General features: G+C 67.8%; 15 protein-coding genes. 7 read left to right on the top strand and 8 right to left on the bottom strand.

From position 1 onward, the window contains the following. Positions 1–66: 66 nt before the first annotated feature. Positions 67–1,461 (bottom strand): TIGR00366 family protein, encoded by a 1,395-nt coding sequence (locus tag HTZ84_RS05630; protein ID WP_174679777.1) that lies wholly within the window; start codon positions 1,459–1,461, stop codon positions 67–69. Between the two features lie 5 nt (positions 1,462–1,466). Next, positions 1,467–2,948 carry a short-chain fatty acid transporter gene (locus HTZ84_RS05625; RefSeq protein ID WP_174679776.1) on the bottom strand — a complete coding sequence of 494 codons (1,482 nt, stop codon included), beginning with the start codon at positions 2,946–2,948 and terminating at the stop codon, positions 1,467–1,469. A 336-nt stretch (positions 2,949–3,284) separates the two neighbouring features. Here HTZ84_RS05625 and HTZ84_RS05620 point away from each other — a divergent pair, with 336 nt between their 5' ends. Together HTZ84_RS05620 and HTZ84_RS05615 are read left to right on the top strand one after the other, a co-directional pair. Further along, positions 3,285–4,373 carry a glutamate--cysteine ligase gene (locus tag HTZ84_RS05620; RefSeq protein ID WP_174679775.1) on the top strand — a complete coding sequence of 363 codons (1,089 nt, stop codon included), beginning with the start codon at positions 3,285–3,287 and terminating at the stop codon, positions 4,371–4,373. Between the two features lie 119 nt (positions 4,374–4,492). After that, on the top strand, positions 4,493–5,191 hold the full coding sequence (locus tag HTZ84_RS05615) for a helix-turn-helix domain-containing protein (protein ID WP_174679774.1): 699 nt from the start codon (positions 4,493–4,495) through the stop codon (positions 5,189–5,191). A gap of 57 nt (positions 5,192–5,248) precedes the next feature. On the opposite strand, the gene HTZ84_RS05610 is transcribed toward HTZ84_RS05615, so the two are convergent. Next, entirely contained in the window at positions 5,249–6,361 is a 1,113-nt protein-coding gene (locus HTZ84_RS05610; RefSeq protein ID WP_174679773.1) for a M24 family metallopeptidase, read from the bottom strand. Between the two features lie 182 nt (positions 6,362–6,543). On the opposite strand from HTZ84_RS05610, the gene HTZ84_RS05605 reads away from it, so the two are divergent. Beyond that, complete coding sequence (locus tag HTZ84_RS05605) at positions 6,544–7,419, top strand: COX15/CtaA family protein (protein WP_174679772.1); 876 nt, start codon at positions 6,544–6,546, stop codon at positions 7,417–7,419. 43 nt (positions 7,420–7,462) lie between these two features. Here the strand turns inward: HTZ84_RS05605 and HTZ84_RS05600 are convergent, their stop codons facing one another. Then, on the bottom strand, positions 7,463–7,954 hold the full coding sequence (locus tag HTZ84_RS05600) for a metal-dependent hydrolase (RefSeq protein ID WP_174679771.1): 492 nt from the start codon (positions 7,952–7,954) through the stop codon (positions 7,463–7,465). A gap of 319 nt (positions 7,955–8,273) precedes the next feature. Here HTZ84_RS05600 and HTZ84_RS05595 point away from each other — a divergent pair, with 319 nt between their 5' ends. The 3 genes from HTZ84_RS05595 (at position 8,274) to HTZ84_RS05585 (ending at position 11,237) form a co-directional block, all read left to right on the top strand. Then, positions 8,274–8,990, top strand: coding sequence for a helix-turn-helix domain-containing protein (locus HTZ84_RS05595; protein ID WP_254611711.1), 717 nt, complete (start codon positions 8,274–8,276; stop codon positions 8,988–8,990). A gap of 215 nt (positions 8,991–9,205) precedes the next feature. Beyond that, positions 9,206–10,483: a TIGR00341 family protein gene (locus tag HTZ84_RS05590; protein WP_174679769.1), complete on the top strand. Its 1,278-nt coding sequence runs from the start codon at positions 9,206–9,208 to the stop codon at positions 10,481–10,483. Positions 10,484–10,604: 121 nt separating this feature from the next. Further along, positions 10,605–11,237, top strand: coding sequence for a uracil-DNA glycosylase family protein (locus HTZ84_RS05585; protein ID WP_174679768.1), 633 nt, complete (start codon positions 10,605–10,607; stop codon positions 11,235–11,237). 228 nt (positions 11,238–11,465) lie between these two features. Here HTZ84_RS05585 and HTZ84_RS05580 read toward each other — a convergent pair whose 3' ends face one another. The 4 genes from HTZ84_RS05580 to HTZ84_RS05565 all read right to left on the bottom strand — a co-directional run bounded on the left by HTZ84_RS05580 (position 11,466) and on the right by HTZ84_RS05565 (position 16,618). Continuing rightward, positions 11,466–12,746, bottom strand: a complete 1,281-nt coding sequence (locus HTZ84_RS05580) for a S8 family peptidase (protein WP_174679767.1) — start codon at positions 12,744–12,746, stop codon at positions 11,466–11,468. A gap of 572 nt (positions 12,747–13,318) precedes the next feature. Next, positions 13,319–14,617 carry a J domain-containing protein gene (locus HTZ84_RS05575; protein ID WP_174679766.1) on the bottom strand — a complete coding sequence of 433 codons (1,299 nt, stop codon included), beginning with the start codon at positions 14,615–14,617 and terminating at the stop codon, positions 13,319–13,321. A 143-nt stretch (positions 14,618–14,760) separates the two neighbouring features. Continuing rightward, on the bottom strand, positions 14,761–16,101 hold the full coding sequence (locus HTZ84_RS05570) for a DNA polymerase Y family protein (RefSeq protein ID WP_174679765.1): 1,341 nt from the start codon (positions 16,099–16,101) through the stop codon (positions 14,761–14,763). A 91-nt stretch (positions 16,102–16,192) separates the two neighbouring features. Then, positions 16,193–16,618 carry a high-potential iron-sulfur protein gene (locus HTZ84_RS05565; protein ID WP_174679764.1) on the bottom strand — a complete coding sequence of 142 codons (426 nt, stop codon included), beginning with the start codon at positions 16,616–16,618 and terminating at the stop codon, positions 16,193–16,195. A 271-nt stretch (positions 16,619–16,889) separates the two neighbouring features. Between HTZ84_RS05565 and HTZ84_RS05560 the strand changes: the two genes are divergently transcribed. Further along, positions 16,890–18,230, top strand: a complete 1,341-nt coding sequence (locus HTZ84_RS05560; protein WP_174679763.1) for a 4Fe-4S ferredoxin N-terminal domain-containing protein — start codon at positions 16,890–16,892, stop codon at positions 18,228–18,230. The last annotated feature ends 24 nt before the right edge of the window (positions 18,231–18,254 follow it).

Raw genomic sequence — 18,254 nt, 5'->3', positions numbered from 1 at the left:
GCGACTCGAGGCGACGCTCCGAACGAAGCCGAGACGGACCGCGGGTCAGGCGGTCCGTCTCGGGGATCAGAAGACCAGCAACAGCCCCAGGACGACGACCGAAACGTACAGCGTGACGATCGCCGCGTACGTCGCGAACTCCCGCCAGTCGAAGCCGCGGATCGAGAGGATGCCGGCGAACAGGAACGCGAGCCAGAGGTTCGAGACGCCCGCACCGTACATCGTCGCGATCAGGGAGACGACGAGATCGACGTCGGCGGCCGCCAGCGCCCGCCCCTGAAGGACCCAGACGGAGGCGGGATCCGGGACGAGCAAGCCCAAGACGACGGCGACGACGTACGACGCCGCGCCGGGAACGCCCGTGCTCGCGATCGCGTCGCCGATCGGTCCGTACAGGTCGGCTTCGGTCAGCAACGCGACGACCGAAGCGTACAGCAGGAACGGGATCGCCACGTGGTTGGCCCACCGCGTCGCGTCCTCCGTCTTCTCCCGGAAGGCCATCGGCGGTCCCTGGACCAACAAACCGAGCACGACCAGCGCGAACGCGAGCCAGGGCAGCGTCAGCGCGCCGCCGGTTCCGAAGTGCCACCCCGCGGACGCGAGGCCGACGGCGACCGTCGCCAGGCTGATGAGGCGGCTGTTCTCGAGCCGGTCGCCGAGCCGCCAGTCCTCGCGGTCCCGCGCCGGCGAGTAGTGCGACAGCGTCTCGGCGATCGACCCCTCGAGAACGCGGTTGCGCTCCGCGAGCGGTTCGATCTCGGCGTCCTCGTTCGGCGCGAGCCAGACCAGCAGGAGCGGGAGCGTGACGACGAAGACCGCCGTCGAGACGAGGTTCACCGGGTGAAGCACGAACGACGACATCGAAACGCTCCCGGCGTCCTCGGCCACGACGTTCGCGACGCCGCTCCCGTCGGCCATCAGCAACGCGCCGGGACTCGAGAGCCCCTGGTTCGCGACGACCAGCGACAGCAGGGCGCCGGTCAGCACGAGCGGGTAGTGGACCGCGGTCCCCTCGGCGCGAGCGCGCCGACAGAGCCTCTGGCCGACGAGGACGCCGGCGATCAGCCCGAGCGCCCAGTTGACCCAGCCCAGCGCCAGCGAGAGGACGGCCGTCGAGAAGACGATCCCCCGCTGGCTCGTCGGGAGGGCGTCGGCGACCCGGTCGAGAACGGCGCCGACGCGCGGCGCTTCGACGACCGCGGCGCTGAGCACCCAGAAGAGGATCACGAACATCTGCAGCGCGAACAGATCGTAGAAGCCGGTCGCGAACACCTCGAGTTGGGTCAGCGGCTCGAGGAAGGGAGCCGTCGCGACGAGCGCCAGTCCCGCCAGCAGGACCGCGCCGACGAGCGACTCGGGGAAGTACTGGCCGAAGGCGGGGACGAACCCCGTTCGATCGGTCCCGTCGGCGACCGACCGGTCCGTCCGTTCGGCGTCGTGAGTGGATGTTTCGCCGCTCATGACGATCACCCGACGACCCCCATCAGGATCGCCCCGGCACCCATCACGATCCCGGAGAAGACGAACAGCACGACGACGTAGCCCATCATGTCTCGGATGGTCAGCCCGGCGATGCCGAGCACCGGAATGGCCCAGAACGGCTGGACCATGTTGGTCCACTGGTCGCCCATCGCGAAGGCGATCATCATGTGGTTCATCTGCGTTCCCGGGATCGAATGGGTGGCCGAGGCGTAGATCTCGCCCATCACCGTCCACTGGCCGCCGCCGGAGGGGACGAAGAAGTTGACGATGCCCCCGGAGACGAACACCATCAGATACCACGTCGTCTCCGTCGCGTAGGTAGCGGCCGTCTCGGCGATCAGCTCGGCCAGTCCGGAGAAGACCATGATGCCCATGATCCCGCCGTAGAACTGGAACTGGATGATGATCTGGCTGGCCCCGCGGATCGCCTCGTGGAAGACGTCGATGTAGCTGCGAAGCGACATGTGTGCGAGGAAGCCGAGGCCGAACATCGCGGAGATGAGGATGTTGATGTTCAGGACGTCCATGAACGGCTCCGTCGCGAACAGGTAGCCCAGATACGTCCACATCAGCAGCCCGACCCCGACGCAGAGCGCCGTGCTATCGAGCAGGAGTTCCTTCGATCGCGATTCGTGCAGGCGATGCGGCCGCGCGCCGGCGGTCGCGGTCATCCCACCGTCGGAACGGAGCTCCGACGTTCGCTTCGTTCCACTCGGCTCACCCCCATCAGTCATCGCCTCGCCGCGCGCCTGCCGCAGCTTCTCCTCGGGGACCGTCGTGATATTTTCGTCGTCGGGCGCCATCAGCGGCATGAGCACCACGACGACGGCGACGGTCGCCGCGACCAGCGCGAGGTTGAACGGGTGGAAGATCGTCTCGGAGACGGGGATGACGCCCATGCTCTCCTCGGCGAAGTGGCCGTCCGTCGCGACGAGCAACAGCGAGGCCGCGGAGAGGCCCTGATGCCACGGGAGCAGCCCCGCGTAGGCGGCCGCGACCAGCAGCGGATAGTGGACGTCGACGTCCTTCTCGGCCATCGCGATGCCGACCTCGCGGGCGAGGATCGCGCCGGCGATCAACACGACGCCCCAGTGGAACAGCCCGAGTAACTGCCCGCAAAATGCGACGACGACGATCGCTCCCGTCTGGCTGCTCGGGATCGCCGCGATCCGTCGCAGCCCGCGTTTGACCGGCGGGGAATCCGCCAGCGCCCAGCCGGTCAACAGCGCCAGCGTCGCCTGCGTCGAGAACGTGACGACCTCCCAGAAGCCCGCTCCCCAGTGGGTCGCGACGTCGGCGAGACCCGTATCGGTGACCAGGACCGCGATCCCCATCGTCAGAAACGTCAGCAGGAGCGCGAAGATGAACGCGTCGGGGAGATAGCGTCGGACGAGCCTGCTCGAGAGTTCGCCGAGTCCGGTGAAAAAGCGACGGACCGCGCCCTTCTCGCTCGAGGCCGCGCTCATACTTTCCCTCCGCTCGGCGACGACGGTCGCGGTCCCAGACGGTGCACCCGAACCGGTCGCTGCGGCGGACCGTTCGCTTTCGGTACCATAGCTGTCTACGGGGGACCAGAACCAGACCGATAAGTGAACTGCCAAAACAGCTTGAGACCACCACGGGAACCGACTGCTTCGGTCGGATACCGGCCGTCGAACACCGGTCCGATCCGCGAGACGTCCGGTCGAATTTCGACTCCCGATCGGGTGCTCGAGCCCGCAAGACGACCGTTCGATTCGACCGCCGTCACCGCGCTGCCGAGTCCAAACGGTATTTACCGTCGCGGTCGAAAACGGCAGACGATGGAACGCGGGTCCCGGGATTCGTTTACGCGCATGGGCACGCTGGGGATCGAAGAGGAGTGTTTCGTCGTCGACGACGACGGTCGCCCCACGAGCGGCACCGACGATCTCGTCTACGAGTACGACCCGCCCGAGATCCTCGAGGGACGGCTCGATCACGAACTGTTCAAGTTCGTCATCGAGACCCAGACGCCGCTGATCGAGGCTCCCGACGACGCTCGAGAGACGCTGCTCGAGATTCGACGGGCGCTGGTCGATCACGCCACCGACCACGGCTACCGGATCGCCGCGGCGGGGCTGCATCCGCTGGCGAAGTGGCAGGAACTCGAACACGCCGAAAAGCCGCGGTATCGGTCGCAACTCGACCGGATCCAGTACCCGCAACACCGGAACACGACGGCGGGCGTCCACGTCCACGTCGGCGTCGACGACGCCGATAAGGCGGTCTGGATCGCCAACGAACTGCGCTGGTACGTCCCGATCATCCTCGCGCTCTCCGCGAACTCGCCGTACTGGAACGGGTACGACACCGGGCTCCAGTCGGCCCGCGCGAAGATCTTCGAGGCGCTGCCGAACACGGGGATGCCGACCTACTTCGAGGACTACGAGGCCTTCGACCGGTTCGAGCGCCGAATGCTCGAGACCGAGTCGATCCGCGACCGCGGCGAACTCTGGTACGACGTGCGGCCCCACACCGCCCACGGGACCGTCGAACTCCGGACGCCGGACGGGCAAGCCGACCCCGAAATCGTCCTCGCGTTCGTCGAGTACGCCCACGCGCTCGTGGAAGCGCTCGCCGAGGAGTACGAGGACGGCGCCGACGGCTACGGCCGGAATCACCGCCGCGAACTGTTAGACGAGAACAAGTGGCGGGCGATCCGCCACGGCCACGAGGCCACCCTCATCGACCGCGAGATGGAGGGGACGATCGATCTCGGCGAACTCGTCGACCGCGAGTGCGAGCGCCTGGGGATCGACGGGATCAGGCGCGTCTACGAGCGCGACAGCGGCGCCGAGCGACAGCGGCGCCTGCTCGAGGAGGAGGGTCCCGACGCCCTCTGCGAGTCGCTGCTGCTCGGGACCGAGTGAGCGCGCCGCCGCCCGTTTGTGCCCGATTCGGCCGTTCGTATCGACCGGAAACAGTTCGTGATATTGATTCCCGCAAAGGTTTACCCCTGTGGGAAGCCTCGTCCCGGACGAGAGGACATATGGCTTCAGACGACACTGACGAACGTCGAGGAGGCGACGGGAGCGGCCGCCCGCAGCGCGACGAATCGGACGATCAGTTCGACGAATCGCCCCTCGAGCCCGGTGCGGACGACCCGGCGGAGCCTCGAGACGAGGGCGATCGAGCGGCCGCCGTCGAGGAGGTCGACGGCCGGATCGTCGATCTGCTCTCGTGGATCCTCGATACGGAGACCCGCGCGAAGATCTACGTCTACCTGCTGGCCAATCCGGGCAGCACCTCCGAGGAGGTCGCCACGGGGACCGGTCTCTATCCGAGCACGGTCCGGGAGGCCCTCGCGGAACTCCACGAGGAGGAGCGCGTGAATCGGGAGAAACGCGCCAGCGAGGGCGCCGGCAACAACCCCTACGAGTACACGGCCATTCAGCCGAGCGAACTCGTCGGCGGCGTCGTCGATCAGGTCCAGCAGGAGCTGAACACCATCTTCACGCTCGATCGGCTCCTCGATCGCCACGGTGCGTCCGATCCCGGTCTCGAGGGCGGCAACGAACCGGTGACGATCACCGTCGACGACACCGAGCCCCCGGAGCCCGCCGCGACCGAAGCGTCCGAGACGGCGCGCTCGGAGTCCGAGGACGCCACCTCCACGGGGCGCGACGCCGACTCGGCCGACGAAGACGACGCGACCGAGTCGTCGTCAGCTCCCGGCTCCGAGACGTAACGACGGCGCGAAACCGTCGCCGGCCACTCGTCGCCCCGGTTCTCTCGATTTCTCGGCTCAGTCCTCGAGCGTCAGCACGGCCGGCCGCTCGAGTTCTAACTCGTACCCGACGGCGCTGGCGGTCGTCGTCGGCCAGTTGTCCGTGTCCGTCAGCGACTCGACCGCGTCCTCGGTGACGAGGTGAGTGTCCTCGCTCTTCGCGCCCTCGACGGTCGGGTTCCAGGCGTAGGCCATCGGCGCCGTCACCGGCGCGTCGTGGTCGGGCGTCGCGATCCACTCCCGGCCGGCGAAGCCGGCGGCGCCGCCCTGGTGGTGGCGCTCCCACTCGCCCGCGTAGCCGAGCGCGTCGTAGGCGTCCCGAATCGCCGCGAAGACGTCGCCGGCCGTCCCCGCGGTTCCGTCGTCGCCGGCCGCCGCCTGCGTCGCCGCCAGCGCCGTCGTCTCGACGCGGGCCGCGGTCGCGTGTCGCTCCTCGAGCCACGACGGCGGGTCGAAGGCGACCGTTCGAGTACAGCTCGCGTGGAGGCCGGCCCGCTGGGTCGTCACCGAGACGAGCGCGTAGTCGCCGAGTTCGGCCTCGGTCGGCGTGTAGTGGCGGTACCGCTGGGCGCGTTCGGCGCCGCCGACGAGGACGACGGGCGCCTCGACGTCCCGGGCCGAGAGGGCGACCCGCAGGGCCGACGCGACCTCGTGTTCAGTGTCCTCGGCCCGGAGTTCCCGACAGACCGACTCGACGGCGGCGGCCGTCTCCCGTCCCAGCCGCCGGTAGCGCTCGCGATCCCGTTTCGTCAACGGCTGTCGGAGCGGCGTCGGATCGACGCGCTCTAAGCCCGGCACGTCGACGTCCGCGGCGGCCCGTTCGTCGGAGCCGACGCGGGCCGCGATGGCCGCTTCGAGCGACGAGTCGTGCCACGGGAACCGCTCGATCGAGATTTCGTCGGCGTCGAGATCCGGCAACTCCTCGTCGGCGATCCGATCGGCTTCGATGGTGTCCGTCACGATCCGGAGGGTCGTCCCGTCGTAGCCGACGGCGGCGACGCCGGCGTCGGTCTCGCGGTCGACGACGTTGTTCCCCCCGGTCAGCCAGGCGAACGAGTTCGGCCGGGCGAACCAGACAGAATCGAGGTCGTTCGACTCGAGGTAACTCTCGAGGCGCTCGCGTTTCTCCATGTCGAGTGCTGGCGTGGCCGACTCTTGAATGCGGCGAACGCGAAGCCGTCGGTCGCGGCGAGCGTCCGTTCGGCGGGAGTCGTAATCGGGCGCTGTCCGGGGGTCAGCCCCCCGATTCCAGCGCGGTAAGAACGACTCGGGTAACCTAAGTACGGGCCGTCCTAAGCCATCGTCGAACGTCCGTGTCGACCAACAGTCAGACCTCTCGTCCGGTAGTTCGTCCGCTGATCGAACGGTTCGGCTTTCCGCATCTGCTCGCGGCGACGCTCGTGATGGTCGCGGCGACGATCCTGCTCGGCATCGCCGCGAAGGCGACCGGGTCGGGGTTGGCCTGCGAGGCCAACTGGCCTCAGTGTGACGCCGGCCCGTACAACCTGCTCCCGGCGAACCTCCCGAGTTTCTACGAGTGGTTCCACCGCTTCGTCGCCATGTTCGCCGGCTTCGCGATCATCGGGACGGCCGTCGCCGCCGTTCGCCTGCCGGACGTCGACCGTCGCGTCGCCGGGCTCGTCGTCGCCGGACTGGTGCTGACGCCGATTCAGGTCGCCCTCGGTCGCGAAACCGTCACGACGTACACGATGGACATTCTCGGACTCCACTTCTGGACCGCGATCTCGATCTTCGTGGTGTTTACCGTCGCGACGGTCCTCGTCTGGGCGCCGCGGCTGACGGCGGGTCACGTCACCGGCGCGCTCGTGGTGGGCACGGTCGCGCTCCCGGCCCACGTGGTGATCAGCCCGACGGTGATGAGCGACGTCACGACGTACGGCCCGTCGATGCAGATGTTCCAGTACGGCGTCACGCTCGTCATCCTCGCGTCCGTCATCGTCGCCACGATCATCGGCCGCCGCCGGTTCGACGAGGGTCGGCTGACCGCGTTCCTGAGCGCGACGGCGGTGCTCGCGCTCGCCGTCACCTACCTCGGCCGACAGGCCGTCAACCCCGCGTTCGACACCCTCTACGCCGTCGGCGCCGGCGTGCTCTTCGTCGCGTTCCTGGCGGGCGTCGGCCTGACGCGCCGCGCCTCGAGGACGTCGCGGACGCCGGCGTCCCGATAACAACGTTCACGGCTTTCTGCCGTTCGTCGCTGGCCTAACCCCATTAGCCGAACGTCGCGACGATTCCCGCGCCCGCGAGTACCGCCGCGACCCCGAGGCCAAACAGAACGTAGTTGGCCAGCGGATTCGCCGTTCGGGTCACCGCGAGCGTGTAGCGGCGACTCGAGAGGGGCCAGAGGGGACGGATCCCCATCGGCGTCAGCGCGTCCGCGAGGAGGTGCGAGCAGATCGAGAGCGCGCCGACGACGAACGCGAAACCGACGAGGCCGGCGCCGAGGAGGGGCGAACCGGTCCCGGCGAGCGTCGCGGCGATGCCGGCGAGACCGGCGCCGACCAACAGGGCGAACGCCAGCGAGTGGGTCGGGCCGCGGTGCTCGACGAGCGGCAGTTTGCGGTCGCAATCGGGGAGCGTCGAGAGCGCGACGCAGGCGAGCGCGCCGAGTATCGCCGCCGTCTCGTGTCCGCCGAGGGCGACGGCGGTGCCAAGCGGCGCGTACGCCAGCAGCGCCGTCCCGTAATGGCCGACCTGATACATATGTTCGTTGAACATTCGGTGACGAACAATAAACACACCGCTGCGGGGGCTCCCGTCCGCCGTTTTCGGACAGGTTCGATCGCGACCGACGGGCTCGCCCGCCACTCGACTCGAGTCTCCGTCCGATAACGGCCGTCATTTAAATCGCTTCGATAGCAAACCCGCCAATTCTTGTAAGCACCTGTGGATGTTTCATCGACGATCCCTCCATGTACCCTGCTACCGGACGGACGGCGAGCGAATCGAGGCAGTCGAATCGAGTTCGACGACGGGACCGTACCGGCCGCGTCGGCCCGTCGGTAACGGTGCGGAGCGAACGATGAGTCTCGTCGCGACGGTCGTCGTCCCGGCGGCGGAGTTTCAGCTCGGGTCGCTGCTCGATACGGACGAGGACGTGACGCTGACCGTCGAGACGACGGTCCCGACCAGCGAGTCGGTCGTCCCGTACTTCTGGGCGCCGGCCGACGTCGCCGACTCGATCGTCGCCACCCTCGAGTCCGACCGGACGGTCGCCGCGGTCTCGATCGTCGACGAGCTCGACGATCACGTCCTCGTCAAGATCGCGTGGAACGATCGGGTCGACGGCGTCCTCGAGACGATCCGCGAGCGCGACGTGATCGTCACGAGCGCCGTCGGCACGGAGTCACGCTGGACGTTCCGCCTCCGGTTTCCGTCCTCCGAGGACCTGTCGGCCTTCTACAGCAGTTGCCTCGAGCGGGATATCTCGATCGAACTCGTCCGCCTCCACGAGACGGGCGAACCGAGCGGCGGCCGCGGGTTCGGACTGACGACGGCCCAGCGAGAACTGCTGGTCGCCGCCTACGAGGCCGGCTACTTCGACGTCCCGCGGCGAACCACGCTGGTCGAACTGGGCGACCGGCTCGACGTGTCCGACTCGGCGGTTTCACAGCGGCTGCGCCGCGGCCTCGCGGCGCTCATCGGCTCGACCATCGCGGTCGATGCCGACGACGAACCGGCGTCGCCCTCGCGTCGATTGGACGAGGAACTCGAGGTCGAAACGCAGTCGGATCCGTGACTCGAAACTCGAGCGGGAGGCGGCCGTCTCGCCGCCGCTATCGCATCGGCTGAACGCGGGTTCTGCGGTTCGGATCGTCGTGAGGCAGGCGTTCGGCGACGCCCGGATCCGCGCGTCCGCAGGGGTGCAGCGGTCTCCGATCCCCCCTCGAGGTCCCCGTCGCTGCGACCGGTCGGAGGACGAACGTTTATCCACGGTATGATGGACGTGATCCCATGCGGCTCGTGGAAGTACTTATTCCGACACAACAGCGCGAAACCGTCGAGGAGACGCTCGAGAACGAAGGTCTCGATTTCACTCTCGTCGAGGAGCGGAGCCGCGACGAACCCTCGGTCGTCATCACGTTCCCGTTACCCGCGCCCGCGGTCGAATCCGTCCTCGACGAACTCCGGGACGCGGGACTCGACGAGGATTCCTACACCGTGATCGTCGAGGCGGAAACCGTCGTCTCCGAACGGTACGACGAACTCGAACAGCGATACGCCCAGGACACCGCACGGATCTCCCGCGAGGAACTGCAGGCGGAAGCGAAGGACCTCACCCCCACGTTCGGCACGTACCTCGTCATGACGGTTATGAGCGTGCTCGTCGCGACCGCCGGTCTGCTACTCGATTCGCCGGCGGTCGTCGTCGGCTCGATGGTGATCGCACCGCTGATCGGTCCCGCGCTCGGCGCGAGCGTCGGCACGGTCATCAACGACCACGCGTTGTTCCGGCGCGGGATCAAGCTTCAGGCGCTCGGGCTCGGCGTCGGCGTCGTCACCGCCGCCGGCTTCGCGTTCGTCGCCCGGACGACCGGACTCGTCTCGCCGATGCTCGACATCTTCGAAATCTCGGAGATTCAGGGCCGACTCACCCCCGATATACTCTCGCTCGTCATCGCGGCCGGCGCCGGCGTCGCGGGGGCGTGGACGCTCACCGCCGGCACGTCCGCCGCCCTCGTCGGCGTCGGCATCGGTCTCGCGTGGGGGCTCCCGGAGGTCACGCTCGCCGCGAGCGTCCTCGTCCTCGTGAACGTCCTCACGATCAACATCACCAGCCTCGCCGTGCTCTGGTACAAGGGGTATCGGCCGGACAACTGGTTCCAGCAGGACGAAGCCCGCGTCGCCACGAAGAAACGCGCCGTCGCACTCGCGGTTACGATCGTCGTCCTCTCGGGATTTCTCGGCGCCGTGACCTACGACACCTACCGAACCGGGGTCTACGAGGAGAACGTCAACGAGGACGTGACGGCCGTTCTCGATTCGCCCGAATACGCCGAACTCACGCTCATCGACGTCACGGTCGAGTACACCGATCCGGTCCCGCTCCGCCAGCCGGAACGCGTCGTCGTTCGGGTCGGCTATCCGGTCGGCACCGAGCCGCCGCGGATCAGCGACGAGATCGAATCCCGAGGGAGCGTCACCGCCGAGTCGGCGTTTCACCTGCCGACCGGGCCGCTCGTCGACTCCCACCGCGCCGAGGTGGTCGTCTACTACATTCCGAGGGGATAGATTCGATGCGCTCGCGCCGCGAGGGACGCTCGCCCCCGCGATCGAGCCTGCGACATCGCCCGCGAGTAACCGGTAACCGGTAACCGGGGCGGTTAAGCCTCTCGATGAGCTTTCGATAGGCGTGAAGAACGTCACAGAGCGGACGAGCAACCCGTTCGGACTGCGACCGCCGTTCGATCGGACCGGGCCCGACGAGCGGACCGCCGTCTTCGGCTACGGCGACGCCAACGCCGACTTCCACCTGATCGGCGACCACCCCGACGTCCACGGCGGGCGGTCGACCGGCGTGCCGTTCACCGAAACCGAGTCCGGCGTCGCGATTCAGGAGGTCGCTCGCGCGGTCGACTTCGCCAGCGGCCCGTTCGACCGACCCGACCTCGAGAACCTGTACTGCAGCTACATCCACATGTGCTGTCTGCCGCCCGGAGAGACGCCGAGCGACGAATCCTACGCCGACCTCGAGCGGTTCTTCGACGCCGAACTCCGGGCGATCAACGCCCACATCCTGCTGCCGGTCGGCGAGCGGGCGACCGATCACGTCCTCCGGGAGTACACCACGCAACGGCACCGAATCGACCTCGATATGGCCGTCCTCCACGCCACCGAGATCCGCGGACGAGGCTTCCTGATCGTCCCGATTCGGGAGCCGACCGAGTGGGAAGACACCGACGAAGAGGCGATCGTCGCGCGACTCGAGGCGATCCTGGGACGGGATTACCGCCAGACGAAAGGCGTCGCGACGCTGGTCGGCTGAGAGCTGATCTTCAGACGCCCGCGAATTCTGACAGAGACGGAACCCGGTCGGAACGCCGCTCGAGAACGATGTCCGCTGTCGCCCGGTGCTAGCAGTAGTCGGTAATACGGTTTCGTTATTCAGCGTCGGAACCGATGTGCCTCCCTAGAGGGCCGGCGAAAAATTGCTCGTCTCGGGGACCTGACCGGTTCGCCGAGAGTCGTAGTTACGGCCGCTTTCAGCGACTGGTTAGCGTACTTGCAGCGCATCCAGCGTGTCGGCGGCGTTCAAGCGACCCGCACCGAGGTCGTCGTCGCTTTGCCCGTTGACGAGATCGGCGCCGTTCTTGATGGCCCGTTCAACTTGATGCGCGTTAGCGTCCGGGACGGCTTCGCGAACGAGCGCAGCGGCGCCGGTGACCTGCGGGGCCGCCATCGACGTCCCGGCTGCCCACCCGTAACTCGGGCCGGGGAGCGTCGAAAACACGAGGTTCTGTGGGTACGGCCATGGAGTGTCCGTGCTCTCGGTCTTCTCACTCGTCTCGTACCCGCCACCCGGCGCCCCGACGGCGATGTCATTGGAACCGTAGTTCGAGTAGAACGCTCGGAGGTCGTCCGGGCCGGTGGCGCTGACGCTCATCGCGCCGGCGACGCTGCTCGTGAGGTGGAAGAACCCGCCTTGCTTGAGGTTCGCGTCCTCGTTACCAGCACTCGCTGAGACGAGCAGCCCTCGGCGGACCGCGTTATTAACGACCTTCTCGCGGGCGGCGCGGAGTCCCCCGGCGTTGGCCTGCGGGGGGTAGGGTCCCGCCCCGAGGCTGATGTTCGCTACGTCGGCACCTCGGTCGGCGGCGTACTCCAGGGCCAACAGAATATCGCTCGCAGACGCGAGCAAGTCACCCTCTTCCGGGAACACCCGCAAGTTCAGGATGGTGGCGTCCGGTGCCATTCCAGTGACGCTCCCGCCCTGAGCGGCGGCGATCCCCGCGACGTGCGTTCCGTGCCAGTGTACCCACCCACCGTCGCCGGCGGTCACGGCACCGTCGACGATCGCGGCGCTGTTAGTGGTGTCCACGTTCTGGAGGTCCGGATGGCTCGCGTCAACCCCCGTATCGATGACCGCGATCGTGGAACCGTCTCCAGTCGCCGTCTGATGGGCCTCTCTCGCGTCGGTGACGTGCTTGTCCCACTGCCGGTCCCAAAAAGTGGGCTCGTCGAAGCGTTCGTCAACCGGTTCTGTCGCCACCGGCTCCTCCAGGGCGAATAAGACGTCTCGTGCGGCCGCTCTGACACCCCGGATTCCTTCGAGATCATCAACTGCATTCGCTCTGCCGACGGCAACTACCACAGCACCGCCAGCGAGCACGTTTTCGATTGCGAACTCCGCGGCCTCAAGACGATCACGGGCGCGATCGGTTTCGACGGTAACGATATACCGAGCACCGCCCTCGGCAGTTGCGAACCCCGCGAACGTCAGCGATACACCCGTTGCACCGATACCCTCGAGTACCGATCGTCTGTTTAGTTTCATGTTCTCATACCCCAAACAGGGTCTTTTAGACATCGAACTACCCACATATAAGTAAACTGTAATTTATGGATGGTGGGGCGACGGTGAGATGTTCCGCTAGCGTTTCTTCGCGAATCCCGACTTCAGCGGTGATGGACGTCAGCTGTCTCTTGTAATTGTAACGGAAAGATAACTTTCAGGGCGGTGTGTGATCGCAGCTAGCCGGTTCAGTACCGTTCCCGTACTGAGTCGGCAGCCGGATTGAGAGCGGATCACACGTGACCGTTCCTCGTCGGGAGAGCCCCGCCGAATACGCGGCCTGTATCCAGCATTCGCTGCGTCCCTCGTTCGACGGACGGAACTCCCGTCGGTCAATAAGCACACGTAGTTACCGGTTCGATTGCGTTTCAGTCGTATCGTCGAATGACGAAACCGCGCAGTAGGTTAGTCTCTCCGTACGTCCGGGATGGACCGCCGCTCTCGGACCGAATCGTTATCCCAGCATCTCGAGCGAGAGCGACTGCAGCAACAATCGACGGAGAAACGAAACGATTCGCACGTCGGTACCCGAGCGAACGGATCGACCGCGCGAGTCACCAACCGAAGTGCTTCCGGATCGTCGCCCGCAGCGGCAGCCCCAGGCCGCCGACGATCGGGAGAACGACGAGCGCCGCGAGATCGCTCCCCAGCGTCGCCTCGCCGGCCGCCGCCGCGGCGAACCCGGCCAGCGGGGCGAGCACGGGAACGACGTACAGATACGACGGTTTCCAGCCGGGACCGCGCCGGGTGTGACGGACGATCACGGCGAACAGCATCGGCATGAGCACCGCGCCGGCCAGCAGCGGCCCGCCGACGAGGACGGTCGTCGCGGTGACCGCGAGCGCGACCACGATCGTCTCGTCGATCGTCACCGGCCCCCAGGTGTCGCCGTCTCGGTAGGCGCGCACGCCGAGCAACGTCAGGAGCGTCAGGCCGACCGCGCCGGCCAGCGCGGCGTACCACAGCGGCTCCGCGAGCGGCGGCGCGACGAGTTCGAAGGCCGTCAGATACGCGACGCTCGAGTCGATCCCGTAGCGCCCGCTCGAGAGCGCCGTCGCGAGGGCGTCGGGATCGGTGCCGGCGGCGGCCAGTTCGGCTCGCAGGGCCTCGAGGGCCGACCGGTTGGCGGACGCGAAGTGGCCGAGCCCGGAGAGGTAGACGACGACCGACAGCCAGATCAGCGGGAGGGAGAAGTTCTGGCGGCGCCACCAGCGGACGACGGCGTTGTCGCCGAACCCGCCGGGTTCGGACTCCGCGCTTGAGTCGACGTTCGATTCGGACGTTCCCGCGGTTCCCGTCGTTCCCGTCGTCGTTCGGCCCGCCGTTCTCGTCCCGGTCGAACCGGTTCCGGTCGTCCCGCTCGTTCCCGCGGTGCTCGAACTCGACGTCGCGCCCGCGCTCGCGGTCGATCCCGTTGCGGTCGATGCACTCGAGGTCGACGCGCTCGAGGCGGTGCCCGAACTCGCGCCGGCGCTCGACCGCGAGTCCGTCGTCGACGTCGTTCCGCTCGTTCCGGCCGCCGCGCCCGCGGTCGCCGTCGCTCGCTCCCGTTCCTCGTCGGCGTCGGACGTCTCGTCGGACGAATCGCTCGACCGCCAGACGTCCGCCGAGGGGAGGCCGCTGGTTCGTTTCGCGACGTAGTCCTCGTGACCGAGGCGGTCGTAGGCCTGGCGCTCGACCGGATCCCCGAGGATGTCGTAGGCTTTCTTGACCGCCGTGAACTGTGCTCGAGCCCGTTCGTCGTCGTTGTGGTCGGGGTGGTAGACGCGAACCTGCTCGCGGTAGGCGGTCTTGATCTCGTCCTGGGAGGCGTCGTCAGGAACGTCGAGAAGGTCGTAGAAATCCTCAGTCATGTGAGAGTCACGGGATCGTGTTATCGGATGTGAGTTGTCGGCTCGGCATATAATTATCGTGTCGTTCGGTGCAGGATGGTACCTCTCGTCGCTCCACCCAATTGATTATTTCGGCTGCGGTGACCTGTCTGAACTGGAGACGTTCACCGATTCGCGAAATCGGTCAGCGAGGACTGTCCGTCTTCGAGGTCTCGAGAGGCGTCCGGCGACGCCGGTTCGTCGCCATCGCTCGGGTCGAACGTCGATTCGGTTTCGTCGCTCGGGTCGTCGGTCGCCCCGCCGCCGTCGGTGCGCTGCTCGTCGGCGCGTCGCTCCCAGCCGTCGAGGCTGGCCTGATCGGCGGCCGCGAACTCGAGGTTGGCTACGCGGACGCCGACCTTGCGGACGGGGTCGGTTTCGAACTCGGCGAAGAGGTCGCGAGCGATGCGTTCGACGAGGTCGGGGTCGTCGACCGGCCCGGAGAGGGACCTCGCGCGCGTGTTGACGTCGTACGGCGGCAGGACGGCCTTGACGCCGACGGTGCGGTACAGCGCCCCCTCGCGTCGGGCGCGGTCGGCGACCGCCGACGCGAGCGTCTCGATCTGCTCGTACTTCGGCTCGGGTTCCGAGACGGGGTCGGCGAAGGCCGATTCCCGCGAGAAGCTCTTGGGTTCGCCCTTCGGCTCGACCCGGCGGTCGTCGTCGCCGCGGGCGCGGTCGTACAGCTCCCGGCCGCGCTCGCCGAACGCCTCGACCAGCGGCTCCGGATCGGCCGCGGCGACGTCGGCCGCGGTCTCGAGGCCCATCTCCCGTAGCTCGCGGGCCGTCACGGGACCGACGCCGTGGAGCAGGTCGACCTCGAGCGGAGCCAGAAACTCCCGCACTTCCCCGGGGCGGACGACCGTGAGGCCGTCGGGCTTGTCGAAGTCGCTGGCGATCTTGGCCGCGCTCATCGTCGGCGCGACGCCGACGCTGACGGTGACGCCGACCTCGCGGCGGATGCGATCCTTGACGTGGCGGGCGAAGCCGTCGGCGACCTCCCAGGCGGTGCGCTCGGTGACGTCGAGGTAGGCCTCGTCGATGCTCACCTCCCGGACGACGTCGGCGCAGTCGTGGAGGATCTCGCGGACCTCGCTCGCGACCGACTCGTAGTAGTCCATATCGACGGGGCGGTAGAACCCGGTCTCCTCGCGGGTGAGGTCCGGTTCGTAGTCCTCGGCGTCGTCCGAGAGCGCGGCGCGGCGCGGCAGGTTCTCGAGGGCCGTCGAGATGGCCTGGGCGCTCTCGACGCCGAACTCGCGGGCCTCGTAGCTGGCGGTGGCGACGGCGCCGACGGTCTCGCCGGGTTCGTAGCCCATGCCGACGACGACGGGTTCGCCCTCGAGTTCGGGCTCGCGCAGTCGCTCGCAGGAGGCGTAGAAGCAGTCGGCGTCGACGTGACAGACGATGCGGTCCTCGTCCTCCTCGTCCGTCTCGACGCCCGGCAACCGCGGCCCCTCGGACATTCGTCTACTGGAGGGTTCGCGCGAATCGTTGTGAACGTTGTGTCCGCGCTCGTCCGTCGTCCGATCGGCGACCCGCGGGCGCCGGTCGCGGTTACTCGTTCTGAAGCTCCTCTCGCGGCGCCCAGAGCGCGCACCAGTCCGCCGAGCGGATCTCGCCGGCGACCTCGGTGCACGCTCCGACCGCGTCGCCGTCGCGGTCGTCGATGTAGTACGTACAGGTGCCGCAGTGGTTCCCGTCCGCGGGCCCGCACTGGTAGCTGGCTTCCTCCTTCGACGCCAGCTCGCCCTCCGGCTTCCGTTCGATCCCGTCGATGCTCACCGCGTTCGCTTCCGCCTCCGGGACGGCGTCGTCCAGTCGATCGAAACACCAGTCGGCCGGTCGGTCGAGCGCCGGTTCGCCGGCTTCCTGACTGGTGTCTTCGCCTACGGACACGCACCCGGCGAGCACGATCGCCGACCCACATCCCGTGGCCCGAAGCACCCGCCGCCGCGACTCCCCTGACTCCCCGTCTGCCATACTATTTGCTATGTGTTACCACGCCAAAAGTCCGGTGTGCGGCGATCCGGACGGTCAGTCGCGCCGAACGGTTCCGACCGCTCGAGTCCGACACCGCGCTCGAGACGGACCCGAAACCCGTGCGATACCGTCCCCTCTCCCGAACGAATCGCCGCCCCGTCTCGACGCCCCGGCGAGTACAAGGGCGTCCGTTATCTCATCGCGAGCCCTCATTCGAGGCATTAGCTAGCACGGCACGTAATCGGAATCCACACAACGGTGGGTGGCTACGATGGGTGACAACGAGAACGTAACCGACGACGGGCCGAGCCGATGGCCCGAGGGTGACCGACGGACGGAACTCGAACGGATGCTCGAGGACGCCGACCACGACGCGGAACTCGGGCTCGAGATGGCGCGGGACGCCCGGCGAGTCACGGCGGGAGAGCTCTCGGAAGCCGAGTTCTACGACCGGTATCACGAGGCCGTGGTCGCGGAGTTCGGCGAGGACGACCGACCGCTCGAGCGGCCGGGCGACGGGCGCGACGCGGAGACGGGTTCGCGGTTCGGCGTCGACGAGGAATCGCGTCGCGGCGTGATGCGCAAGGTCGGCGCCGGGGCGGGAGCCGTCGGACTCAGCGCGTGGGTCGCGACGGCGGACGACGATACGGCGCCGTCGGCGGCCGAGGCGCCGGAGGCGTCCGAGGGGGACGACGAGGGAACGCAGTGGGGGATGGTGCTCGACCTCGAGCAGTGCGACGGCTGCCTCTCCTGCGTCGTCGCCTGCGCCGAGGAGCACAACTGGGAGCGGGGGGCCAACTGGATGTACGTCCTCGACTACGAGGAGAGCGCGTCCGACGGCCATAACCGACTCATTCGCCCCTGTCAACACTGTACGGACGCGCCCTGCGAGAAGGTCTGTCCGACGACCGCCCGTCACACGCGGGACAGCGACGGCCTCGTGTTGACCGACTACGACGTCTGCATCGGTTGTCGGTACTGTCAGGTCGCCTGTCCCTACGGCGTCAACTACTTCCAGTGGGACGATCCGGGCGTCTCGGCGGACGAACTCGAGGACGATCACGTCTACGACGCCCGCGGGCGTCCGGTCGGGAGCCGCGGGCCGCGGGGCGTCATGGAGAAGTGTACGTTCTGTGCGACCCGCCAGGACGGCACCAAAGGCGAGGAGTTCGTCGGCCGGACCGCCTGCGAGGACGCCTGTCCGCCCGAGGCGATCCAGTTCGGCGACATGAACGACCCCGAAAGCGACACGCGACGGTACCTCGAGGATCCCGAACTGGCTCGCGTGCGAGCGCAGAACCCGCCCGAGGACGAACTGCAGGAGGCGATCGCCGTCCTCACCGGCGAGACCGACCCGGCCGAGGACAGCGACGACGGGCTGACCGAACGGGAGGCGCGAGCGCTCGTTCGGGCCGAGGTCGGTACCGCCGAGTCGACGTTCCGGCTCCTCGAGGACATCGGGACCGAACCGAACATCGTCTATATCGGGGACGAGCCGAGCGCCGATGCCCACCAGGTCGACGGGCCGATCGACTACGACGAGGTCGGCCACGTGGACAACCGAACGGACGTCCTCGATCAGGGGACCGTCGGACTCGAACTGCCCGACTGACCGGCGCTCGGAGCGCTCGAGCGG

It is taken from the genome of Haloterrigena gelatinilytica, assembly GCF_013342145.1.
GTDB lineage: Archaea > Halobacteriota > Halobacteria > Halobacteriales > Natrialbaceae > Haloterrigena > Haloterrigena gelatinilytica.
This window is presented reverse-complemented; position numbering and strand designations above follow the sequence as displayed.

What these genes read in the sequence shown, in the direction of transcription:
- HTZ84_RS05630 (WP_174679777.1), bottom strand. Translation starts at nt 1,461, where the DNA reads ATGAGCGGCGAAACATCCACTCACGACGCCGAACGGACGGACCGGTCG.
- HTZ84_RS05625 (WP_174679776.1), bottom strand. Translation starts at nt 2,948, where the DNA reads ATGAGCGCGGCCTCGAGCGAGAAGGGCGCGGTCCGTCGCTTTTTCACC.
- HTZ84_RS05620 (WP_174679775.1), top strand. Translation starts at nt 3,285, where the DNA reads ATGGAACGCGGGTCCCGGGATTCGTTTACGCGCATGGGCACGCTGGGG.
- HTZ84_RS05615 (WP_174679774.1), top strand. Translation starts at nt 4,493, where the DNA reads ATGGCTTCAGACGACACTGACGAACGTCGAGGAGGCGACGGGAGCGGC.
- HTZ84_RS05610 (WP_174679773.1), bottom strand. Translation starts at nt 6,361, where the DNA reads ATGGAGAAACGCGAGCGCCTCGAGAGTTACCTCGAGTCGAACGACCTC.
- HTZ84_RS05600 (WP_174679771.1), bottom strand. Translation starts at nt 7,954, where the DNA reads ATGTATCAGGTCGGCCATTACGGGACGGCGCTGCTGGCGTACGCGCCG.
- HTZ84_RS05595 (WP_254611711.1), top strand. Translation starts at nt 8,274, where the DNA reads ATGAGTCTCGTCGCGACGGTCGTCGTCCCGGCGGCGGAGTTTCAGCTC.
- HTZ84_RS05590 (WP_174679769.1), top strand. Translation starts at nt 9,206, where the DNA reads ATGCGGCTCGTGGAAGTACTTATTCCGACACAACAGCGCGAAACCGTC.
- HTZ84_RS05580 (WP_174679767.1), bottom strand. Translation starts at nt 12,746, where the DNA reads ATGAAACTAAACAGACGATCGGTACTCGAGGGTATCGGTGCAACGGGT.
- HTZ84_RS05575 (WP_174679766.1), bottom strand. Translation starts at nt 14,617, where the DNA reads ATGACTGAGGATTTCTACGACCTTCTCGACGTTCCTGACGACGCCTCC.
- HTZ84_RS05570 (WP_174679765.1), bottom strand. Translation starts at nt 16,101, where the DNA reads ATGTCCGAGGGGCCGCGGTTGCCGGGCGTCGAGACGGACGAGGAGGAC.
- HTZ84_RS05565 (WP_174679764.1), bottom strand. Translation starts at nt 16,618, where the DNA reads ATGGCAGACGGGGAGTCAGGGGAGTCGCGGCGGCGGGTGCTTCGGGCC.
- HTZ84_RS05560 (WP_174679763.1), top strand. Translation starts at nt 16,890, where the DNA reads ATGGGTGACAACGAGAACGTAACCGACGACGGGCCGAGCCGATGGCCC.